The organism is Peribacillus sp. B2I2 (assembly GCF_041261685.1).
In the GTDB taxonomy this organism is placed as follows: domain Bacteria; phylum Bacillota; class Bacilli; order Bacillales; family DSM-1321; genus Peribacillus.
This window is the reverse complement of the sequence record NZ_JBGCCB010000001.1, coordinates 5,179,085-5,195,727: the sequence shown is the minus strand read 5'-3', so window position 1 is coordinate 5,195,727 and position 16,643 is coordinate 5,179,085. Positions and strand designations below refer to the sequence as shown.

Annotated in this window: 13 protein-coding genes and 1 other RNA gene; 12 read left to right on the top strand and 2 right to left on the bottom strand. The window is 42.0% G+C overall.

The window, feature by feature from the left end:
* The first annotated feature begins 103 nt into the window (after positions 1 to 103).
* Positions 104 to 465: a transfer-messenger RNA gene (ssrA, locus tag ABIE66_RS25980) on the top strand.
* Between the two features lie 194 nt (positions 466 to 659).
* A complete protein-coding gene (locus ABIE66_RS25975; RefSeq protein ID WP_370016777.1) occupies positions 660 to 1,658 on the top strand; it encodes a nuclease-related domain-containing protein in 999 nt (332 codons plus the stop codon).
* An 817-nt stretch (positions 1,659 to 2,475) separates the two neighbouring features.
* On the opposite strand, the gene ABIE66_RS25970 is transcribed toward ABIE66_RS25975, so the two are convergent.
* Together ABIE66_RS25970 and fdhF are read right to left on the bottom strand one after the other, a co-directional pair.
* Positions 2,476 to 2,952, bottom strand: coding sequence for a helical membrane plugin domain-containing protein (locus ABIE66_RS25970; RefSeq protein ID WP_063233974.1), 477 nt, complete (start codon positions 2,950 to 2,952; stop codon positions 2,476 to 2,478).
* A gap of 18 nt (positions 2,953 to 2,970) precedes the next feature.
* Complete coding sequence (gene fdhF / locus ABIE66_RS25965) at positions 2,971 to 5,910, bottom strand: formate dehydrogenase subunit alpha (RefSeq protein ID WP_370016776.1); 2,940 nt, start codon at positions 5,908 to 5,910, stop codon at positions 2,971 to 2,973.
* A 333-nt stretch (positions 5,911 to 6,243) separates the two neighbouring features.
* On the opposite strand from fdhF, the gene ABIE66_RS25960 reads away from it, so the two are divergent.
* From ABIE66_RS25960 to desA, 10 genes are all read left to right on the top strand, one after another.
* Positions 6,244 to 6,606: a Na-translocating system protein MpsC family protein gene (locus ABIE66_RS25960; RefSeq protein ID WP_289326932.1), complete on the top strand. Its 363-nt coding sequence runs from the start codon at positions 6,244 to 6,246 to the stop codon at positions 6,604 to 6,606.
* A 55-nt stretch (positions 6,607 to 6,661) separates the two neighbouring features.
* Positions 6,662 to 7,459 (top strand): formate dehydrogenase accessory sulfurtransferase FdhD, encoded by a 798-nt coding sequence (gene fdhD / locus ABIE66_RS25955; RefSeq protein ID WP_370016775.1) that lies wholly within the window; start codon positions 6,662 to 6,664, stop codon positions 7,457 to 7,459.
* A 172-nt stretch (positions 7,460 to 7,631) separates the two neighbouring features.
* Positions 7,632 to 8,504 carry a LysR family transcriptional regulator gene (locus ABIE66_RS25950; protein WP_370016774.1) on the top strand — a complete coding sequence of 291 codons (873 nt, stop codon included), beginning with the start codon at positions 7,632 to 7,634 and terminating at the stop codon, positions 8,502 to 8,504.
* 153 nt (positions 8,505 to 8,657) lie between these two features.
* Positions 8,658 to 9,584, top strand: coding sequence for an AEC family transporter (locus tag ABIE66_RS25945; protein ID WP_370016773.1), 927 nt, complete (start codon positions 8,658 to 8,660; stop codon positions 9,582 to 9,584).
* A 157-nt stretch (positions 9,585 to 9,741) separates the two neighbouring features.
* The gene (locus tag ABIE66_RS25940; RefSeq protein ID WP_370016772.1) at positions 9,742 to 10,764 is read left to right on the top strand and encodes a Bug family tripartite tricarboxylate transporter substrate binding protein; all 1,023 of its coding nucleotides are present in this window, start codon (positions 9,742 to 9,744) and stop codon (positions 10,762 to 10,764) included.
* A gap of 57 nt (positions 10,765 to 10,821) precedes the next feature.
* The gene (locus ABIE66_RS25935; protein ID WP_289314445.1) at positions 10,822 to 11,277 is read left to right on the top strand and encodes a tripartite tricarboxylate transporter TctB family protein; all 456 of its coding nucleotides are present in this window, start codon (positions 10,822 to 10,824) and stop codon (positions 11,275 to 11,277) included.
* 18 nt (positions 11,278 to 11,295) lie between these two features.
* Positions 11,296 to 12,822, top strand: coding sequence for a tripartite tricarboxylate transporter permease (locus ABIE66_RS25930; protein ID WP_289314446.1), 1,527 nt, complete (start codon positions 11,296 to 11,298; stop codon positions 12,820 to 12,822).
* Between the two features lie 78 nt (positions 12,823 to 12,900).
* Positions 12,901 to 14,493 (top strand): ATP-binding protein, encoded by a 1,593-nt coding sequence (locus tag ABIE66_RS25925; protein ID WP_370016771.1) that lies wholly within the window; start codon positions 12,901 to 12,903, stop codon positions 14,491 to 14,493.
* Positions 14,490 to 15,197, top strand: a complete 708-nt coding sequence (locus ABIE66_RS25920) for a response regulator (protein WP_370016770.1) — start codon at positions 14,490 to 14,492, stop codon at positions 15,195 to 15,197. Before ABIE66_RS25925 ends, ABIE66_RS25920 begins: the two co-directional genes overlap by 4 nt.
* A 350-nt stretch (positions 15,198 to 15,547) precedes the next feature.
* Positions 15,548 to 16,594, top strand: coding sequence for a Delta(5) desaturase DesA (gene desA / locus ABIE66_RS25915; protein ID WP_370016769.1), 1,047 nt, complete (start codon positions 15,548 to 15,550; stop codon positions 16,592 to 16,594).
* Positions 16,595 to 16,643: the final 49 nt, after the last annotated feature.

Here is a 16,643-nt window from a genome sequence, read left to right as displayed (position 1 = left end):
TGATTTTTTGAACCAATCTGTTATAATTAAACCTGTACCGATGACAATTGAATATCAGCCAACTTGCTGACTATTCTTCTCTCGTACGCTCCATTTCAATCATGGGGACGTTACGGATTCGACAGGGATAGTTCGAGCTTAAGTTGCGAGTCGAGGGGATCGGCCTCGTTAAAACGTCAACGCCTATAACTGGCAAACAAAACAACAACCTAGCTTTCGCTGCGTAACAACAGTCGTTAGCTGTTCCTCCCTCCATGGCCCACGTGGTAGGGTAAGGGACTCACTCTAAGTGGGATACGCCGGAATCCACCGTCTGAGGATGAAGGAAGAGACCAATCAGACTAGCTGCTCTGCCGCCTGTCGATAGGCTAATGAGTTCGCGAAATGCGAATATATCGACTACACTCGTAGAAGCTTAAGTGCCGTTATGTCTGGACGTGGGTTCGACTCCCACCGTCTCCACCAATACATATATTGGTGGTTTTTTATTTGCGTTTTTTTTATCGATTTGTCGAAAAATCGATAAATCGTATAATTCGTAGATATATCATGAGTTTTCGCTGATATATCTCCATTTTCGGAGATATATTCCCGATTTCGCTGATAAATTGTATAATCGCTATCATTTAAAGGAATATTTCCTACTGCTGTAGAATCCTTTGGGAGAAACCAAGATTGGAGCGATTAAATTGATTGTAAAAAGGCGAAAAGTTCCTCTTACTATACGTAAATTACGTGCTTTAACGCGCAGGCTTTCTCCGAATCATCCTAAAATCCCCTTAATCATCAACGATCTCAAAAAAAGGGAAGCGGGCTATAAAGGGGAATGTTCCATTGATTTTCCATTAAGCTTTCTTCAATCGAAAAGCTATTTCATCTTCCACGATTTAAGGTTGCAGGATCAGTCCCGTTTTTTTCAAATGGATACCTTATTAGTGTCGAAGAAATTCGCCCTTATCATTGAAGTGAAGAATATAGCTGGTTCGATCTATTTTGATCCGCATTTCAATCAGCTCATTCGAACGAAAGATGGAAAAGAGACGGCATTTCCAGATCCCATCGTTCAAGTCAACCGCCAGGAATCACAGTTGAAGAATTGGTTCTTGAAAAATGGCTTTCCCTCACTTCCCATCCTTTCATTGATTGTCATCAGTAATCCCCAAACAATCATCCGTACGTCTCCTGAAAACCGTAAGCTCCACTACAAAGTCATCCATCCCGATGTGCTTCCCTCAAGAATCAATCTGATGGAGCATTCCATCACAGATTCCATTTTAGGTGAAAAGGATTTGAAGAAAGTAGTTCGTATTTTAAATAAGTATCGTATCGAAGCGGCCTCTTCCATTCCGGAACGATACAATCTTACAGAAGAGGACCTAATAAAAGGAGTGATATGTGAAAATTGTAAGGGGTTTCCGTTAATTAGAAGGCATGGCACCTGGTTTTGCAATCAATGCCAGCTATCCAATAAGGATGCACATATTCAGGCTTTTCGAGATTATTTTCATCTATTAGGATCGACTATAACGAATCGGCAGTTGAGGGATTTTTTAAACATTTCCTCTGCATCCAGTACAATGAGAATCTTGCAATCATTGAAATTGACAAGCAAAGGTGCGAATAAAGGGAGGGTGTACAGCCTGAATTTTGATGAGTGATTTCTGAGTGATCTTGCCTTAATTATTAAAAAAGGAATAGTTTTTATACCATTCCTTAATAGTAAAAATCATTTCTCTATATTCACATCAACATTTTGGAAATCCCCCAAAATAATATCTATTACTGGAAAAACCCCATCAGCTTGATAAGCTAATAATTTTTTTTACTGAGGCAAGATGTAATTCTCAATCTCCATATATTTTATATCTGCCATTTTTTTTCTCATTTCTTCCTTTGTGGGGTAATTTTTTGTGACGTAAACCCACATGGAAAATCTATCTAACTCATTAACCTCTTGCTCTGTAAAGCCATGTGATAATAACTCTTAATACCTAGATTTTAAATTCGGGGCCATACTATCATGTAATTTTAAAAATGCATGCTTCAATAAAAACAATTAGTGTTCTAATTCCTTAATTTTTTCTTCTTGATTCATTAAATCATCCACTCCAATGCTAATCTTATCCAATACGCTACACTTTCAGCAATCGTTCGCTTTACTTCTGCAGCAACTAAGCCATTACGCAACAAGCTAATGCTTCATATTTTAACATTATTTAGCATTGATGTAGCTTCATCAATTTGAATACCAGCATCATTACCATTCCATACTCTGGCAGTATTAACTATTATTAAGAGCTTCTTTTACTACCTATGTGCTGGTTGGATTTAATAGGAGTAATAGATCCATGGACATTATTCCATCGATCTTAATTGCTGCCAGAGTCCATCCTTTTGTTTTAGACAATATCGTCCTACATGATAGAAAAAAGACTCAAAAGAAGCATGAACTTCTCTTAAGTCTTTTTTCTGATTCTATTCTTTTAATTCCTTGCCCATTCCCTTTAGGAAGTGGACGCCAAAGCCGATTGCCCGGTTTATGTCTGGATCATTTAACGTTTTCATTAAATCCAAAACGCCGATCTTTTTATCGGCCTGAAGGAATTTGTTTCCTTCATCGATTCCTGCCAGTGCACTGTTAAGCAGTTTCGTGGATTGTGCGGCATCGGCATTCATCAAGGCTCCTGTTGCCCCCATAAGGGTATTGATCAGGTTTGTTACAGGTTGTCTAGTGACTTGTTGAAGTGCGATTTTGGCAATTTGTTCTTTTCCTTGAAGCATGGAGGTCGCAGCTTCGAATACTCCGGAGTCATTCAGTTCATTGACAATTTTAAACATATTGTTTAATGCATCTTCATTGTTGGTGATCAGCGTTTTCAGTTCTTCAAGTTTTTGAAGTTTTATTTCTTCCTCAGTAATGGGATTATGGATTTCCGTAATGGGAGCTGCCATGATCTTCACCCTCCTCGTTTATTTATCCGTTAAGTGAACATACCCTGGACGAGCCCACTTACGTTCAACCTCGACACCGTTTTGAGGATGACGCTTTTTATTCCGTGGGTTGGTACCCGGTAATGGGATATCTCCGCTTGCACTTAATACTTCCATGCGGACCATCGTCTGTTTGTAAGCGGGCGTGCTTGTGCGTTGATCATAGATGGGACCAGTCAGGAAGTTAATGGCTGAGTCTTTATCAACTGAGTTCATCGGTAAAAATAGCTCATTATTTTTTACACGGTCTGTGATCAGGACTTTTAATTTAACGGCCCCGAATGGCGACACTAAGCGAACGAGTCCGCCATCACTGACTTTACGTTCTTTAGCAAGTTCTGGTGAAACCTCAACGAAAATATCAGGTACTTTCGATTGGATGCCATTGGATTTGTTCGTCATATTTCCTTCATGGAAATGCTCGAGCATGCGTCCATTATTGATATGAAGGTCATATTCTTCTGGAAATTTATGCGGTTCCACCCAGTCAGCCAGTGCAAAGCGTGCTTTCTTATCAGGGAAATTGAAGCCATCCACATAAAGAAGCGGCGTGTTTGATCCATCATGGCTTCCCCATAGGAAGCTGTTCCATCCTTCCAGCACCTCGTAATTAGCTTGGCTGAATATTGGTGACAGGCTTGCCATTTCATCATAGATTTCACTGGGATGGGTGTAGTCCCAATTCGCACCTAAGCGGTTGGCGATCTCTTGAGTGATCTCCCAGTCCGCTTTAGAATCTCCCAAAGTTGGAAGGGCTTTATATAAACGCTGTACACGGCGCTCCGTATTGGTGAACGTTCCGTCTTTTTCAAGAGATGGAGCTCCGGGTAATACCACGTCAGCATATTGGGCTGTCCTTGAAAGGAAAATATCCTGGACAACAAAGAAGTCCAATCCGGATAACACTTTATCGACATGGTTTGCATCCGCATCAACGAGTGCCATATCTTCGCCTACAAGATACATGGCTTTCATGTCGCCTTTATCAATCGCTTCGAGCATTTCGATATTGTTCATGCCTGGTTTGCTGTCGATTTTCACCCCATAAGCTTTTTCGAATTTAGCGCGTGCCGCATCATCGGTAACATGCTGATATCCTGGAAGCCATGTTGGAAGGGTGCCCATATCGCAAGCGCCCTGTACATTGTTGTGGCCGCGAAGCGGATAAGCTCCCGCTCCTAGGCGACGGTAGTTACCTGTAGCTAAAAGCAGGTTGGAAATTGCAGCCGACGTATCGGAAGCACCAGTGTTTTGTGTTACGCCCATTCCCCAGAGAATGCATGTACCATCTGCATCGCGAATGCTTTCAGCAATTTGGGTCAATGTTTTTTTTGAAATACCTGTGTTCAGTTCTGCATATTCCAGGGTATATTTCTCAAGTACTTCTTTATAATCCTCGAAGAAGTTAACATTTTCATTGATGAATTCTTGATCATGCCAGCCTTGATCGATCATATATTTTGTAACGGCCATCAGCCAAACTTGGTCTGTTCCTTGTTTTGGACTGATATGGATGTCAGAACGCTCGGCCATTTCATTTTTACGAATGTCCGCAACGATCAGTTTCTGTCCGTGAAGCTTTTGGGCCCGTTTAACGCGAGTCGCCAGAACCGGATGTCCTTCTGCCGGGTTAGCCCCAACGATGATGACGAGACCTGCAGCGGCGATATCTTTAATCGTACCAGCATCTCCACCCATGCCGACTGTACGGAATAATCCGTCTGTTGCCGGGGATTGGCAATAACGAGAGCAATTGTCGACGTTATTCGTTTCGAACATTTGCCGTGCGAGTTTTTGAATTACATAGTTTTCTTCATTCGTGATCTTGGATGAGGAAATGAAGCCTACTGAATTTCCGCCGTATTGCTGTTTGATCGAACCGAGTCTGGAAGCAACCAAATCAAGTGCTTCATCCCAGCTTGATTCAACGAATCTTCCATTTTTACGAATCAGGGGCTTGGTCAAACGTTTTTCCGAGTTTACGAAGTCCCAACCGAATTTCCCTTTAACACAAGTGGAAATCGCATTAACGGGGCCTTCATGAGTAGGTTCGACTTTAAGGATTTTACGGCCTTTGGTCCAGACTTCGAATGTACATCCTACCCCACAGAACGTACAGACCGTTTTTGTCTTCTTCGTCCGTGTTTCACGCATAGCCGCTTCAATTTCCGAAATGGCAAAAATCCCGCTGTATCCAGGTTCCACTTCTTTAACAAGGTCAATCATTGGTTCAAGCATATCGTTTTTCAAACCTGACATGAAACCAGCCTCACCAAGCATCGATTTTTCCATTAAAGCATTACAAGGACAAATGGTTACACACTGTCCGCAGCCTACACAAGATGAGTTATTGATTTCCGTTCCTTCATCCCAGATTACCCGAGGGCGTTCTGCTTCCCAGTCGATGGACAGAGTCTCATTGACCTGAAGGTTTTGGCAGACTTCAACACACTGCCCGCATGCGATGCATTGATTGGCATCATAGCGGTAAAATGGATGGGACATATCGACGGCACCTAATTCCACTTTCGGTGTGTAAGGATATTTTTGGTGCTCAATTTCCATTAATTCTGCTGTGTTATGCAGTTTACAATTTCCGTTATTATTATCACATACAGTACAGTATAAAGAATGATTTTCCAGGATACGGTCCATGGCTTCGGTTTGGGCTTCTTTTGCCTTGTTTGAGTCCAAGGCAATATCCATGCCGTTCATTGCCGTTGTCGAACATGATCGGACGAGTTTCCCGTTAACCTCGACGATGCATGTGTCGCATGTTTGGATCGGATCCACTTCAGGTACATAACAAATCTGTGGATGGGCTATCTCGTTTTGATTGATGACTTCCAGTATTGTCGCACCGTTTTTAGCGGTATAATCCATTCCATTGATTTTGATGGTGATGTTTGAATCGCTCATTATATATCCCCCTTTTATAGCCAAAAACACGCAAAAAACCACCATGATCACACCTCCGGCTCTGAACGGAAGTGTAGGTCATGGTGGAATAGTTTAATAGCAATGCTTGCCAATATACCAATCCATACCATAATGGATAATTTTAAAAAAGATGGGGACACAACAGTACACTATTATACTCCCAACTTTCCTCTTTGATATTATAACTTTAATTTTAAGGAGAAACAATCCTTGATGGAGGTTATCATTCCCAAATGCCTTTCGTTTTTCTTCGCGTTGTTTTATGATAAAACAATTGAGAACTTAATTTCCTTGAATTGGAGTGACGTAAGGGTGTCAAAAGTTATCCATGAATTTAATGATATGATTCGTAAGCTGCGCAAGGAACTCTTCGGTAAAGGACCAGACCGCATACACACGGTTTTCGTCGATAATATGGCCGTTACTACACTATATGGGAATTTGACTCCTACGGAAATGTTCATATCAAGATCAGAGGAAGGAAGGGACATGGTCCATTCAGCACGTACCAAAATGATACAGGATGTGTATTCAGAGAGTCCTCCTGATGGAATGGAAGAACTGGTTGGAGCTAAACTGGTCCATTTGTTTTCAGACATCAAAATCAAAGAGAACATAGCGATTTCCGTATTTGTATTTGATAAGAATATTGCTGACAAACTCAACGGGCATTGACCATGTTCCTTACATATTGGTCAATTGGCTCCTGGATATTAAAAGGAGTGGGAACATGAAAGCGATTGAAATGAAGAGGGACATCATCCGGATAGCCAAAGGTAACATGGAGCGAACGGAAGATACGGTCGTAACGGAGTTTCCCGTTACTGTGAAAATAAATGGCCAGGAATTTGTCACGATGGTTTGTACACCTGAATACATCGAAGATATGGTGATTGGTTATTTGGCTTCTGAAGGCATCATCAAAAAATATGAAGAGATAAAAGAAATCTGGGTCCAGGAAAAAGAAGGCTTTGTCCATGTAAAGACTGATAAAGTGAACCCTTACTACCAGGACTTTCAAAATAAGCGGTATATCACATCTTGCTGCGGGATGAGCAGACAGGGATTCGTCTTTGTGAATGATGCGTTGACTGCCAAGAAAATGGATCATGTTTCGGTAAAATTGACTCCTGATGACTGCTTCCGCTTGATGAAGGATTTGCAAAATTCTGCTGTCACCTTCCAGAATACAGGCGGAGTTCACAATGCTGCATTATGTGATGTCGATGGCCTCGTATTAAGCAGGATGGACATTGGAAGGCATAACGCCTTGGACAAAATATACGGCCATTGCTTGAAAAATGGTATTTCGATAGAAGGAAAAGCCATCGTGTTCAGCGGCCGGATTTCATCGGAAATTCTTTTGAAAGTGGCGAAGATCGGCTGTGAACTGATACTCTCGAAATCCGCTCCAACCGAATTGGCTTTGGAGTTGGCTGAAGGATTGGGGATCACCACGGTCGGGTTCATTCGTAATGATTCACTGAATATCTATACCTGCCCTGAAAGAATTCAATTGAATGACTGATCATCCTCCGCTGAAAGATGCAGCTCCTAAGGCGGGTTGGGGAATGCTTAAGGGAAAGTCCTTGCTGGCATGGCTTGGGCTTTTTTGTCTTTGTAAAAGGATATATCCATCAGGCCTTTTGTGATACAGTTTGGATAAAGCATTCAAGGAAAAGCGTATCGGGGGAAGGGTTATGAATGAAAGGGATTGGCATATTTTAAAGGTGTTGCATGAACACAAGAATATTACTAAAACGGCGCAAAGTTTATATATCTCGCAACCCTCTCTAACGAAACGAATTCAACAAATAGAGAAGGAATTCAATTTAAAGATTGTGGAGCGGGGAACAAGAGGAGTGCAGTTCACCCCTCAAGGGGAGTATCTGGCCATCTGTGCAGATGAGATGCTGATCAGGCTCCGTCAGATAAAAGAGACAGCGTTCAATATGGGTCAGGAGATCAGTGGGACATTACGGCTGGGTGTTTCCAACTATATTACGCTGCATAAATTGCCTGGCCTGTTAAAAATATTCCGTGAGCGATATCCTAAGGTGGATTTCCAGGTGACTACCGGATGGAGTAAAGAAGTACTGAACCTCATTTATAAGGAAGAAGTGCATGTGGGAATCGTTCGGGGGGACTATCAATGGTCCGGGTCAAGGCACCATCTTTTTGAGGAAACGATTTGTATTGCTTCTAAGGAGAAAATAGAGGTCCGGGACCTGCCTTCATTGCCGAGGATCGATTATGGGACCGATGCCCTTTTAAAAACAATGATCGATAATTGGTGGAGAGATAATTTTTCAGGACCTCCTTTGGTGGGGATGGAAGTGGACAAAGGGGATACATGCAAAGAAATGGTCAGGAATGGGTTGGGGTATGGGATTCTTCCTAGCGTTTTATTGGAGAAAGACCAAAATCTTCGTCAATGGGACCTTTTGGATAAGCAAGGTAATCCCCTTATTAGGAATACGTGGATGTTATATCATGAAAAGTCGCTGGAATTAAAACTGGTCAAAGAGTTTGTCCAATTTGTCAAAGGTGTCGATTTCATGAGGGATATTTAAATGAAGCGCAGAAACTTCTGTGCTTTTTCATCATTCCATTTTTGAATGGTTAACGATAATTTATTGGTATTTTAATTATGGTTTTCCCGGCATTATGATAGATGGGAGATATAAATCATCAGGAACTTGCCTATGGAATGGAGAGGAAGTCAAATGAGTGTCCTATTTCTAATCGTATTGAATGTCATTGTGCCGGTCTTTTTCCTTATAGGGGCGGGGGCAATCCTTCATCGTAAATTCAAACTGGATATGAATACGCTGTCTAAATTGAATCACTTCCTGCTCATGCCGGCCATTAGCTTTGTCAATATCTATCAAAGCAATATGGGCGGGGGGATGATCGTCCAGATATTCAGCTTCCTTGCTCTTCAAGCATTAAGCCTAATCATCGTGAGTACAGTGATTGCTAAACTTGCCCGGTTTGATCAAAGTCTTTCTGCCACGTTTAAAAATAGTGTGGTCCTGAATAACTCAGCCAATTTCGGATTACCCGTCAGCCAGATGGTTTTTCATGGCAATCCTCTTGGCCTGTCGATCCAAGTCATCGTGATCATTTTTCAAAACCTGTTGACCTATACCTATGGATTGATGAATTCCGTTTCCGTCCATACAAAAAGTGCAAAGGGTGCCATTCGTGAGTTTTTGAAGAATCCAGTCATTTATGCTCTATTACTCGGTTTTCTTTTACAGGCCACTTCTTTCGATATTCCTCTGTTCTTATGGACCCCGATCGATAATATCGCGAGTGCTTTCATAGCGATTGCCCTGATTACATTGGGTGCTCAGAGTGCCTACTTGAAAATTACGCATTTCCCGCTTCCGCTTATCCTTAGCTTGATTGGACGATTAATACTCTCACCATCCATCGCATACCTTATCATTCTCATGCTGGGATTGGAAGGGACTGTCGCTCAGGGATTATTCATCGCAAGCTCATTTCCAACATCAAGAAACAGCGCATTATTCGCTTTGGAATATGATAACCATCCGGAATATGCGGCACAGGCGGTCTTGATGTCGACGTTATTCAGCAGTATAACGGTAACGATGGTCGTATATCTATCAAAAATACTATTTTAGCAGGGCTGCCCTCATGGGCAGTCTTTTCCCAATGTCTCCCCATAAAACTTTATGAACAATATGGAGATTATGGAATTTATGTATTTTAGGTGGATAATTAAAGATGTGGAAGATATTTTTGTAGAATTAAGAAAACGCTTTCAAAAGGGGGATTCATATGTTTTCTCGTAAAAAGATTTCTGCAGTCATATTGGCAGGTTCGTTAGCTTTAAGTTTAGGTGCATGCAGCAGTGCGGATACATCGGGAGAAAAGAAAGAAAGTACAGGTTATCCGAAAAAGGCCATAACGATCGTTGCTCCGTCGGGTGCAGGAGGGGGATGGGATTTAACCGCCCGTTCATTTACAAAGGTCTTGGGTGAGACAAAACTGGTGGACCAGCCATTAACCGTCGAAAACAAACCCGGTGGCGGGGGTGCTGTCTTCATGGCGGATTATGCAACACAGCAAGCGGATAATAATGACATGCTGTTCGTGAATTCACCGCCTGTCATCATCAATAACCTTAAAAAAGAGGGTAACAGTCCATATGGATATAAAAATACGACTCCTTTGGCGCAGCTGACAAAGGATTATGGAGCGATAGTGGTAAAGGCGGATTCTGAATTCAAGGATTTAAAATCAGTGCTGGAAGTGGTGAAGAAAGATCCGCGTAAGTTAACTTTTGCAGGAGGATCGGCTCCGGGATCCATGGATCATTTGATTTCCATTCTTCCAGCCTATGAATATGGTTTGAATCCAACAGAACTTAAGTACGTCTCGTACGACGGTGGCGGGGAAGCGATTACGGCATTGCTTGGTGGAAATGCGGATGTAATCGGAACGGATGCATCAAGTGTCAGGGAATTTTTAAAGGCAGGAAAGATTAGAGTGTTGGCCGTAACCTCGACTGAACGTTTGGGTGGAGATCTAAAGGACATACCGACTGCAAAGGAACAGGGTGTTGATGCGGAATTCACGATTTGGAGAGGCGTTTTTGGACCTCAGAATATGTCCGAGGAAGCGAAAACCTTTTGGGACGGATCCATTGCAAAGTTAGTAGAAACTTCTGAATGGAAAAAGGAAGTGGAAGTTCAAGGATGGGAACAAGAATATAAAAATAGTGAGGAATTCAGCAAGTTTTTAGAAGAACAGAAGAAACAGGTGCAGCAATTATTGGAAGCTTTAGGCATGGAAAAATAATGGAGAAGAAGGAGGTGCTTTCACCTTCTTCTTATTTTCTGAAATGGAGGGATAAGGATGGACGTGAAATTTGATCGCTTTGCATCTGTAGCCTTTCTGGCTGTCGGAGTACTGTTTATGATTGGAAGCAGGAAACTGGCCAGTTCTTCTTATGGAAGTTCGGTAGGACCGGACATTTTCCCTTTTGTACTGGGACTCGTCCTTGCTGCTTTAAGCATTCGCCTGTTCTATGAGTCATATCGGGGCAAGAGGCAGGAATCGAGTAAGGAAAAGTTTGAATATAAGCCCTTTATCATCATTGTACTCTCCACATTGATTTATATTTTGACATTGGAAACGATAGGATATGTCATTACGACCTTCCTCTTTTTGTTTGTTTGCTTTCAAACGATGGAACGGAATAAGTGGGTGACATCGCTCATCATATCCGCAGGGTTTTCCGGAATCATCTATTTTTTATTCGTGAATGTCTTAAAGGGAACACTGCCGGGTTGGCCAATCTGGTTTTCATAAAAGGAAGGGGGATGGCAAGTGGGCACTTTTGATTATTTAATTCAAGGATTTGAAACGGCACTTACTTGGTATAACATACTTTTTGCATTTGTCGGAGTATTGATTGGAACGGCAGTCGGCGTCTTGCCGGGAATCGGGCCGATGAGCGGTGTGGCTCTTTTAATTCCGGTAACTGCTTCCATTACAGGCGGACTTCCACCAGAGCAAGCGGCGACAAGCGCCATCATTTTGCTTGCTGGTGTTTATTATGGAGCGATGTATGGAGGGTCGACAACTTCCATCTTATTGAATACACCGGGCGAATCTTCTTCTGTCGTCACCACATTGGATGGCTACCAAATGGCGAAGAAGGGCAGAGCGGGGAGTGCTTTATCCATTTCGGCCATCGGTTCTTTCGTTGGAGGGATCGTCACCCTTATCGCCATGATTGCCTTAGCTCAGCCATTATCGACGATTGCCATCAAATTCGGTCCGGCTGAGTATTTTTCGCTCATGCTTCTAGGGCTGGCGGCTGTCAGTGGTCTCGCGGGAAAATCCGTAACCAAGGCACTGATCATGACGGTTTGTGGTTTGTTGATCGCGACGATCGGCATTGATAATGTATCAGGTATCGCCCGTTTTACATTCGATATACCATGGCTATATCAAGGGGTCGAATTCCTGACGATTGCAGTGGGTCTATTCGCCCTTGGAGAAGTATTCAAGACAATCTTGGAAAAAGAAGAGGAAGATGGGGAAATCGCGAAGATCAATAATTTGATTCCTTCCAAAGAAGAATTCAAGGAATCTGCGGGTCCCATTGCCCGGGGATCGCTCTTGGGTTTCTTTGTAGGAATCCTGCCTGGTGCAGGGGCCACTCTTGCTTCTTTCTTCTCATACCTTATGGAAAAACGGATCTCAAAAAAACCTGGGAAATTTGGTACGGGGACGATCGCTGGAGTGGCTGGACCTGAAACGGCCAATAACGCGGCATCCGGGGGGGCGATGATCCCATTATTGACGCTGGGAATTCCAGGTTCCGGTACAACGGCCATTTTAATGGGGGCGCTCATGATGTACAATGTTCAGCCTGGTCCATTATTATTCGAGGATCATCCTCAGGTGGCCTGGGGTCTCATCGCCAGTATGTTCATTGGGAATTTGATGCTCCTCATCCTTAATCTCCCGCTCGTTAAGGTTTTTGCGAAAATCATTGAAACGCCAAAGAAATATTTGATTCCGATCATTATCGCGATTTCCATTTTTGGCGTTTATGCGGTACAAGTATCGACTTATGATTTATTGCTATTATTAGGATGCGGGGTCTTGGGATATTTCTTAAGTAAAAATGATTATCCAATCGCCCCATTGGTATTAGGGCTGGTTTTAGGACCGATGATAGAAAATAATATGCGCAGGGCATTGACGATATCCGATGGGGATTACAGCTTGTTTTTCACTCGGCCGCTTTCCCTGACCTTCCTGATTGTAACGGCATTATGGCTGCTCATTCCGGTTTTACTTAAGAAGAGAGGGAAGGATGTTGTCATCAATATTGAAGGTTAATGCATATTTTCTGAATGTTATGAAAAAACCCCTTTTTTAAAGGGGGTTTTTTTTATATGATGTAGAAGAGGTGATTGAATGCGTTTACACACCAAGTTGATGCTGGGCATCTGTACGTTAATCATCTTAATGGGTGGAATCTTTGAAGTTCTTTTTATAAATATCTTAGAAAATAACCTGAAACAGGAAACAGGGGAAAAAGCATTGTCGGTTGCCCAGACCGTTTCTTTGCTGCCTGAAATTAAACAAGCTTTTCGAAATGATAATCCTTCAGTAATCATTCAGCCCATTGCGGAAAAGATTCGCAGGCAGATCGATGCGGAATTTATAGTAATAGGAGATGAGAATGAAAAACGGCTGTCCCATCCAGATCCTAACTTGATCGGGAAGAAAATGGTAGGGGGAGATAATGGCGAGGTTTGGAATGGGAAATCCATCATCACGGAGTCAACTGGGACATTGGGTCCTTCCATAAGGGGGAAATCCCCGATAATGGCAAATGGAAAAGTCATTGGAGTAGTCTCTGTTGGCTACCTTCAGGATGATATTGAAAAAGAAGTGTCCAGAATACAAAGAAAGATAGTATGGACCATCTCTTTTATCTTAATCGGAGGTCTATTGATAGCCTTTTTCATTTCATTCAATATAAAAAAGGCGATATTGGGACTGGAGCCAAAAGAGATTGCCTGGATGTTTCAAGAGAAGCATGCCATTTTGGAATCGATTCATGAAGGTATCATTGCCATTGATGTTCATGGGAGAATCACCGTCGTCAATGAAACGGCGCATAAAATCCTACATATCCCTAAAGACATCATGCTTCGCGGGCAAAAAATTGAAGAAGTCATAACGCATACACATTTGCTTGATGTAGTCAGCACGGCACAGGCCGAGTATGATCAGGAATTCATGATTGACGGTGAAGTTTTTTTGGCTAGCCGGATTCCCATTTTGAATGGACAGGGTGAAGTCATCGGTGCGGTTGCAAGTTTGAGGAATAAATCTGAACTATCCAATCTCCTTCAAGAACTATCACATGTAAAGGCTTATGCAGAAGGGCTGAGGGCCCAGACACATGAATATTCCAATCGGCTTTATACTTTACTAGGTTTGATTCAACTGGGTTCCCATAAAGAAGCGATGGATTTCATATCGAAGGAAGTCGATGTTACCCAAGGCTTCATTCACTTTCTGATCAAGGAAGTTCCTGATCCGATTATTGCTGGGTTCATCCTAGGGAAGGTAAGTTTAGCCAGCGAGCTGAAAATTGATTTTACAATTGATAGAGAGAGCAGTTTTAAGGATATTCCGTCCGAAATAGATCGGGATTTATTAGTTACGATCATCGGCAACCTTATCAATAATGCCTTCGAAGCTGTACGGGAAAACGAAAGGGAGGAAAAAAGGGTTTCGTTATTCGTCACGGACTTGGGTAAAGAGCTGATCATCGAAGTTGAAGATAATGGAAGAGGAATGAATTCGGATGTTACCGAACGGATTTTCCAGAACGGTTTTACGACGAAAAATCATCAAACCAATTCAGGTATAGGGTTGAGCCTAGTTCAGGAAGCAATTGATGGATTAGGGGGATCTATTACTTTTTCGACGAAAGAAGGGGAATATACGATCTTTACCGTAGCCATACCAAAAAACAGAGGGGTGATTAAATGAAGGCACATCGCGATATAGAAGTTTTGATCGTAGAAGATGACTTACGGATTGCCGAGATACAAAAGCTATTCATCGAAAAAATCGAGGGGTTTCAAACGGTCGGGATCGCATCAAGTTATGTCGAGGCTAAAAGCTTCATTGAAATCATGCAGCCGGATCTATTACTGCTCGATATGTACTTTCCGGATATGAATGGGCTCGATATCTTGAAAGAAATCAAGCAGCAAAGCAAACAAATGGATGTCATTATGATAACGGCAGCTAAAGAAATCGAAAAAGTCCAGGAAGCCATCAAAATCGGCATATTTGATTATATTATCAAGCCTGTCGCATTTGAGCGTTTCAAGCAGTCCTTGTGCCGATATCAAGAGTATTATATAAAATTGTCTGAAATGGAAAAGGGCAATTTCCCCGTAACGCAGCAACAGGTTGATAAGCTTTTACGGAAGGAAATGAATGAAAAGGAAAGGGAAATGACTTCACTGCCAAAAGGGATCGATCGGATGACCTTGGAGAAGGTGATGGTTGTGTTGGGGAAAGCCTCCCCTGGGTTAACTGCCGAGATAGTGGCAAAGGAAATCGGGGTGAGTAGGACAACGGCAAGACGTTATCTTGAACACTTGATATCCGAGGATAAAATTGATGCCGATTTAACCTATGGCACGGTAGGCCGGCCAGAACGGGTTTACGCCATCAGGTTTTGAATGGGTTCGCCAGGTGGCGGATCTTTTTTTTGTGTTTAATCGAATAAATATTTGGCTCGGTATTCGGATATTGGAATTTGAATAAATGTGGTTTGGTTGATGGGATTTTGTTTTTTGAGGGGTAAAAATGATGAAAAAGGAAAAAATACGTGTGAAAAGTGATGAAGTAGACAAGTATATGACATTTGTCATGCCAGCAAATTGACGTTTATGACTATAGAAGATCGGTTATTAATCCTATACTTAAGGAACAAATGCTGCCAAGGCATAACTAAAGTTTGCGAAATATGCAAGCTAACCAATCAATTAAAACACTCCAAGTTCTATATAAAATATATGAGGAGGAAATCATGAGTAATCATAAACAATTGAGAAAAGATATTGCCCCTTTTGAAAAATCCAATACTAAATCAAGTGTGAAACAGCTTATAAATACATTTCCGCCATTTTTCCTGTTATGGTTTTTAGCTTATCAAAGCTTAACCATTTCATACTGGCTGACCCTTGCATTGGCCGTCCTGGCTTCAGGATTCGTAGTCAGGATTTTCATCATTTTCCATGATTGCTGTCATCAATCGTTTTTCAAAAGCAGGAAAGCGAATAGCATCCTGGGTACAATCAGTGGAATCGTTACATTATTTCCGTATGAGCAGTGGAAGCATAGCCATTCCATACATCATGCCACAAGCAGTAATTTAAACAAACGCGGTACAGGAGATATTTGGATCATGACCGTTGATGAATATATAGCCGCTTCATTCTGGGGGCGTCTGGCTTACCGTTTATATAGAAATCCGGTCGTCATGTTTGGATTAGGTCCATTTTATCTATTTCTTGTATCGAATCGTCTGAATAAAAAAGGCGCTAAAAAGAAGGAACGGATGAATACGTATTTGACAAATGCCGCAATCGTGGCAATTTATGGTCTTTTATGCTTGGCTATCGGATGGCAGGCATTCCTGATGATCCAGGTACCGATGCTTTTTGTAACGGGATCACTGGGCATCTGGCTGTTTTATGTACAGCATCAGTTCGAAGATTCTTATTTCGAAGAGGAATCGGAATGGGATTACGTGAAGGCTGCCATTGATGGAAGTTCTTATTATAAGCTTCCAAAGGTTTTGCAATGGGTAACCGGTAATATCGGTTTCCACCACGTGCATCATCTTAGTCCAAGGGTGCCGAACTATAATCTGGAAAAAGTCCATGATTCCACCCTGCCTTTGCAGCAGGCAACGACAATCACTCTTAGTTCAAGTTTAAAAGCGCTTCGCTTCCGCCTTTTTGATGGAGAAAACAAGACGTTTGTAAGTTTTAAAGAGATTAAGGAACGTCTAAATGAAACAAAATCAAAGGTGGAAATCAATAATAAACGTCCAAGTCTTCAAGAAAAATAAATAGTTCATCAAAAAACCATTCAATTTCCATTGGGTGGTTTTTTGATGA

Excerpts from the sequence above, each read along its gene's own strand:
- ABIE66_RS25925 (WP_370016771.1), top strand. The coding sequence starts at position 12,901 with ATGCGTTTACACACCAAGTTGATGCTGGGCATCTGTACGTTAATCATC.
- desA (WP_370016769.1), top strand. The coding sequence starts at position 15,548 with ATGAGTAATCATAAACAATTGAGAAAAGATATTGCCCCTTTTGAAAAA.
- ABIE66_RS25950 (WP_370016774.1), top strand. The coding sequence starts at position 7,632 with ATGAATGAAAGGGATTGGCATATTTTAAAGGTGTTGCATGAACACAAG.
- fdhD (WP_370016775.1), top strand. The coding sequence starts at position 6,662 with ATGAAAGCGATTGAAATGAAGAGGGACATCATCCGGATAGCCAAAGGT.
- ABIE66_RS25940 (WP_370016772.1), top strand. The coding sequence starts at position 9,742 with ATGTTTTCTCGTAAAAAGATTTCTGCAGTCATATTGGCAGGTTCGTTA.
- ABIE66_RS25945 (WP_370016773.1), top strand. The coding sequence starts at position 8,658 with ATGAGTGTCCTATTTCTAATCGTATTGAATGTCATTGTGCCGGTCTTT.
- fdhF (WP_370016776.1), bottom strand. The coding sequence starts at position 5,910 with ATGAGCGATTCAAACATCACCATCAAAATCAATGGAATGGATTATACC.
- ABIE66_RS25920 (WP_370016770.1), top strand. The coding sequence starts at position 14,490 with ATGAAGGCACATCGCGATATAGAAGTTTTGATCGTAGAAGATGACTTA.
- ABIE66_RS25970 (WP_063233974.1), bottom strand. The coding sequence starts at position 2,952 with ATGGCAGCTCCCATTACGGAAATCCATAATCCCATTACTGAGGAAGAA.
- ABIE66_RS25935 (WP_289314445.1), top strand. The coding sequence starts at position 10,822 with ATGGACGTGAAATTTGATCGCTTTGCATCTGTAGCCTTTCTGGCTGTC.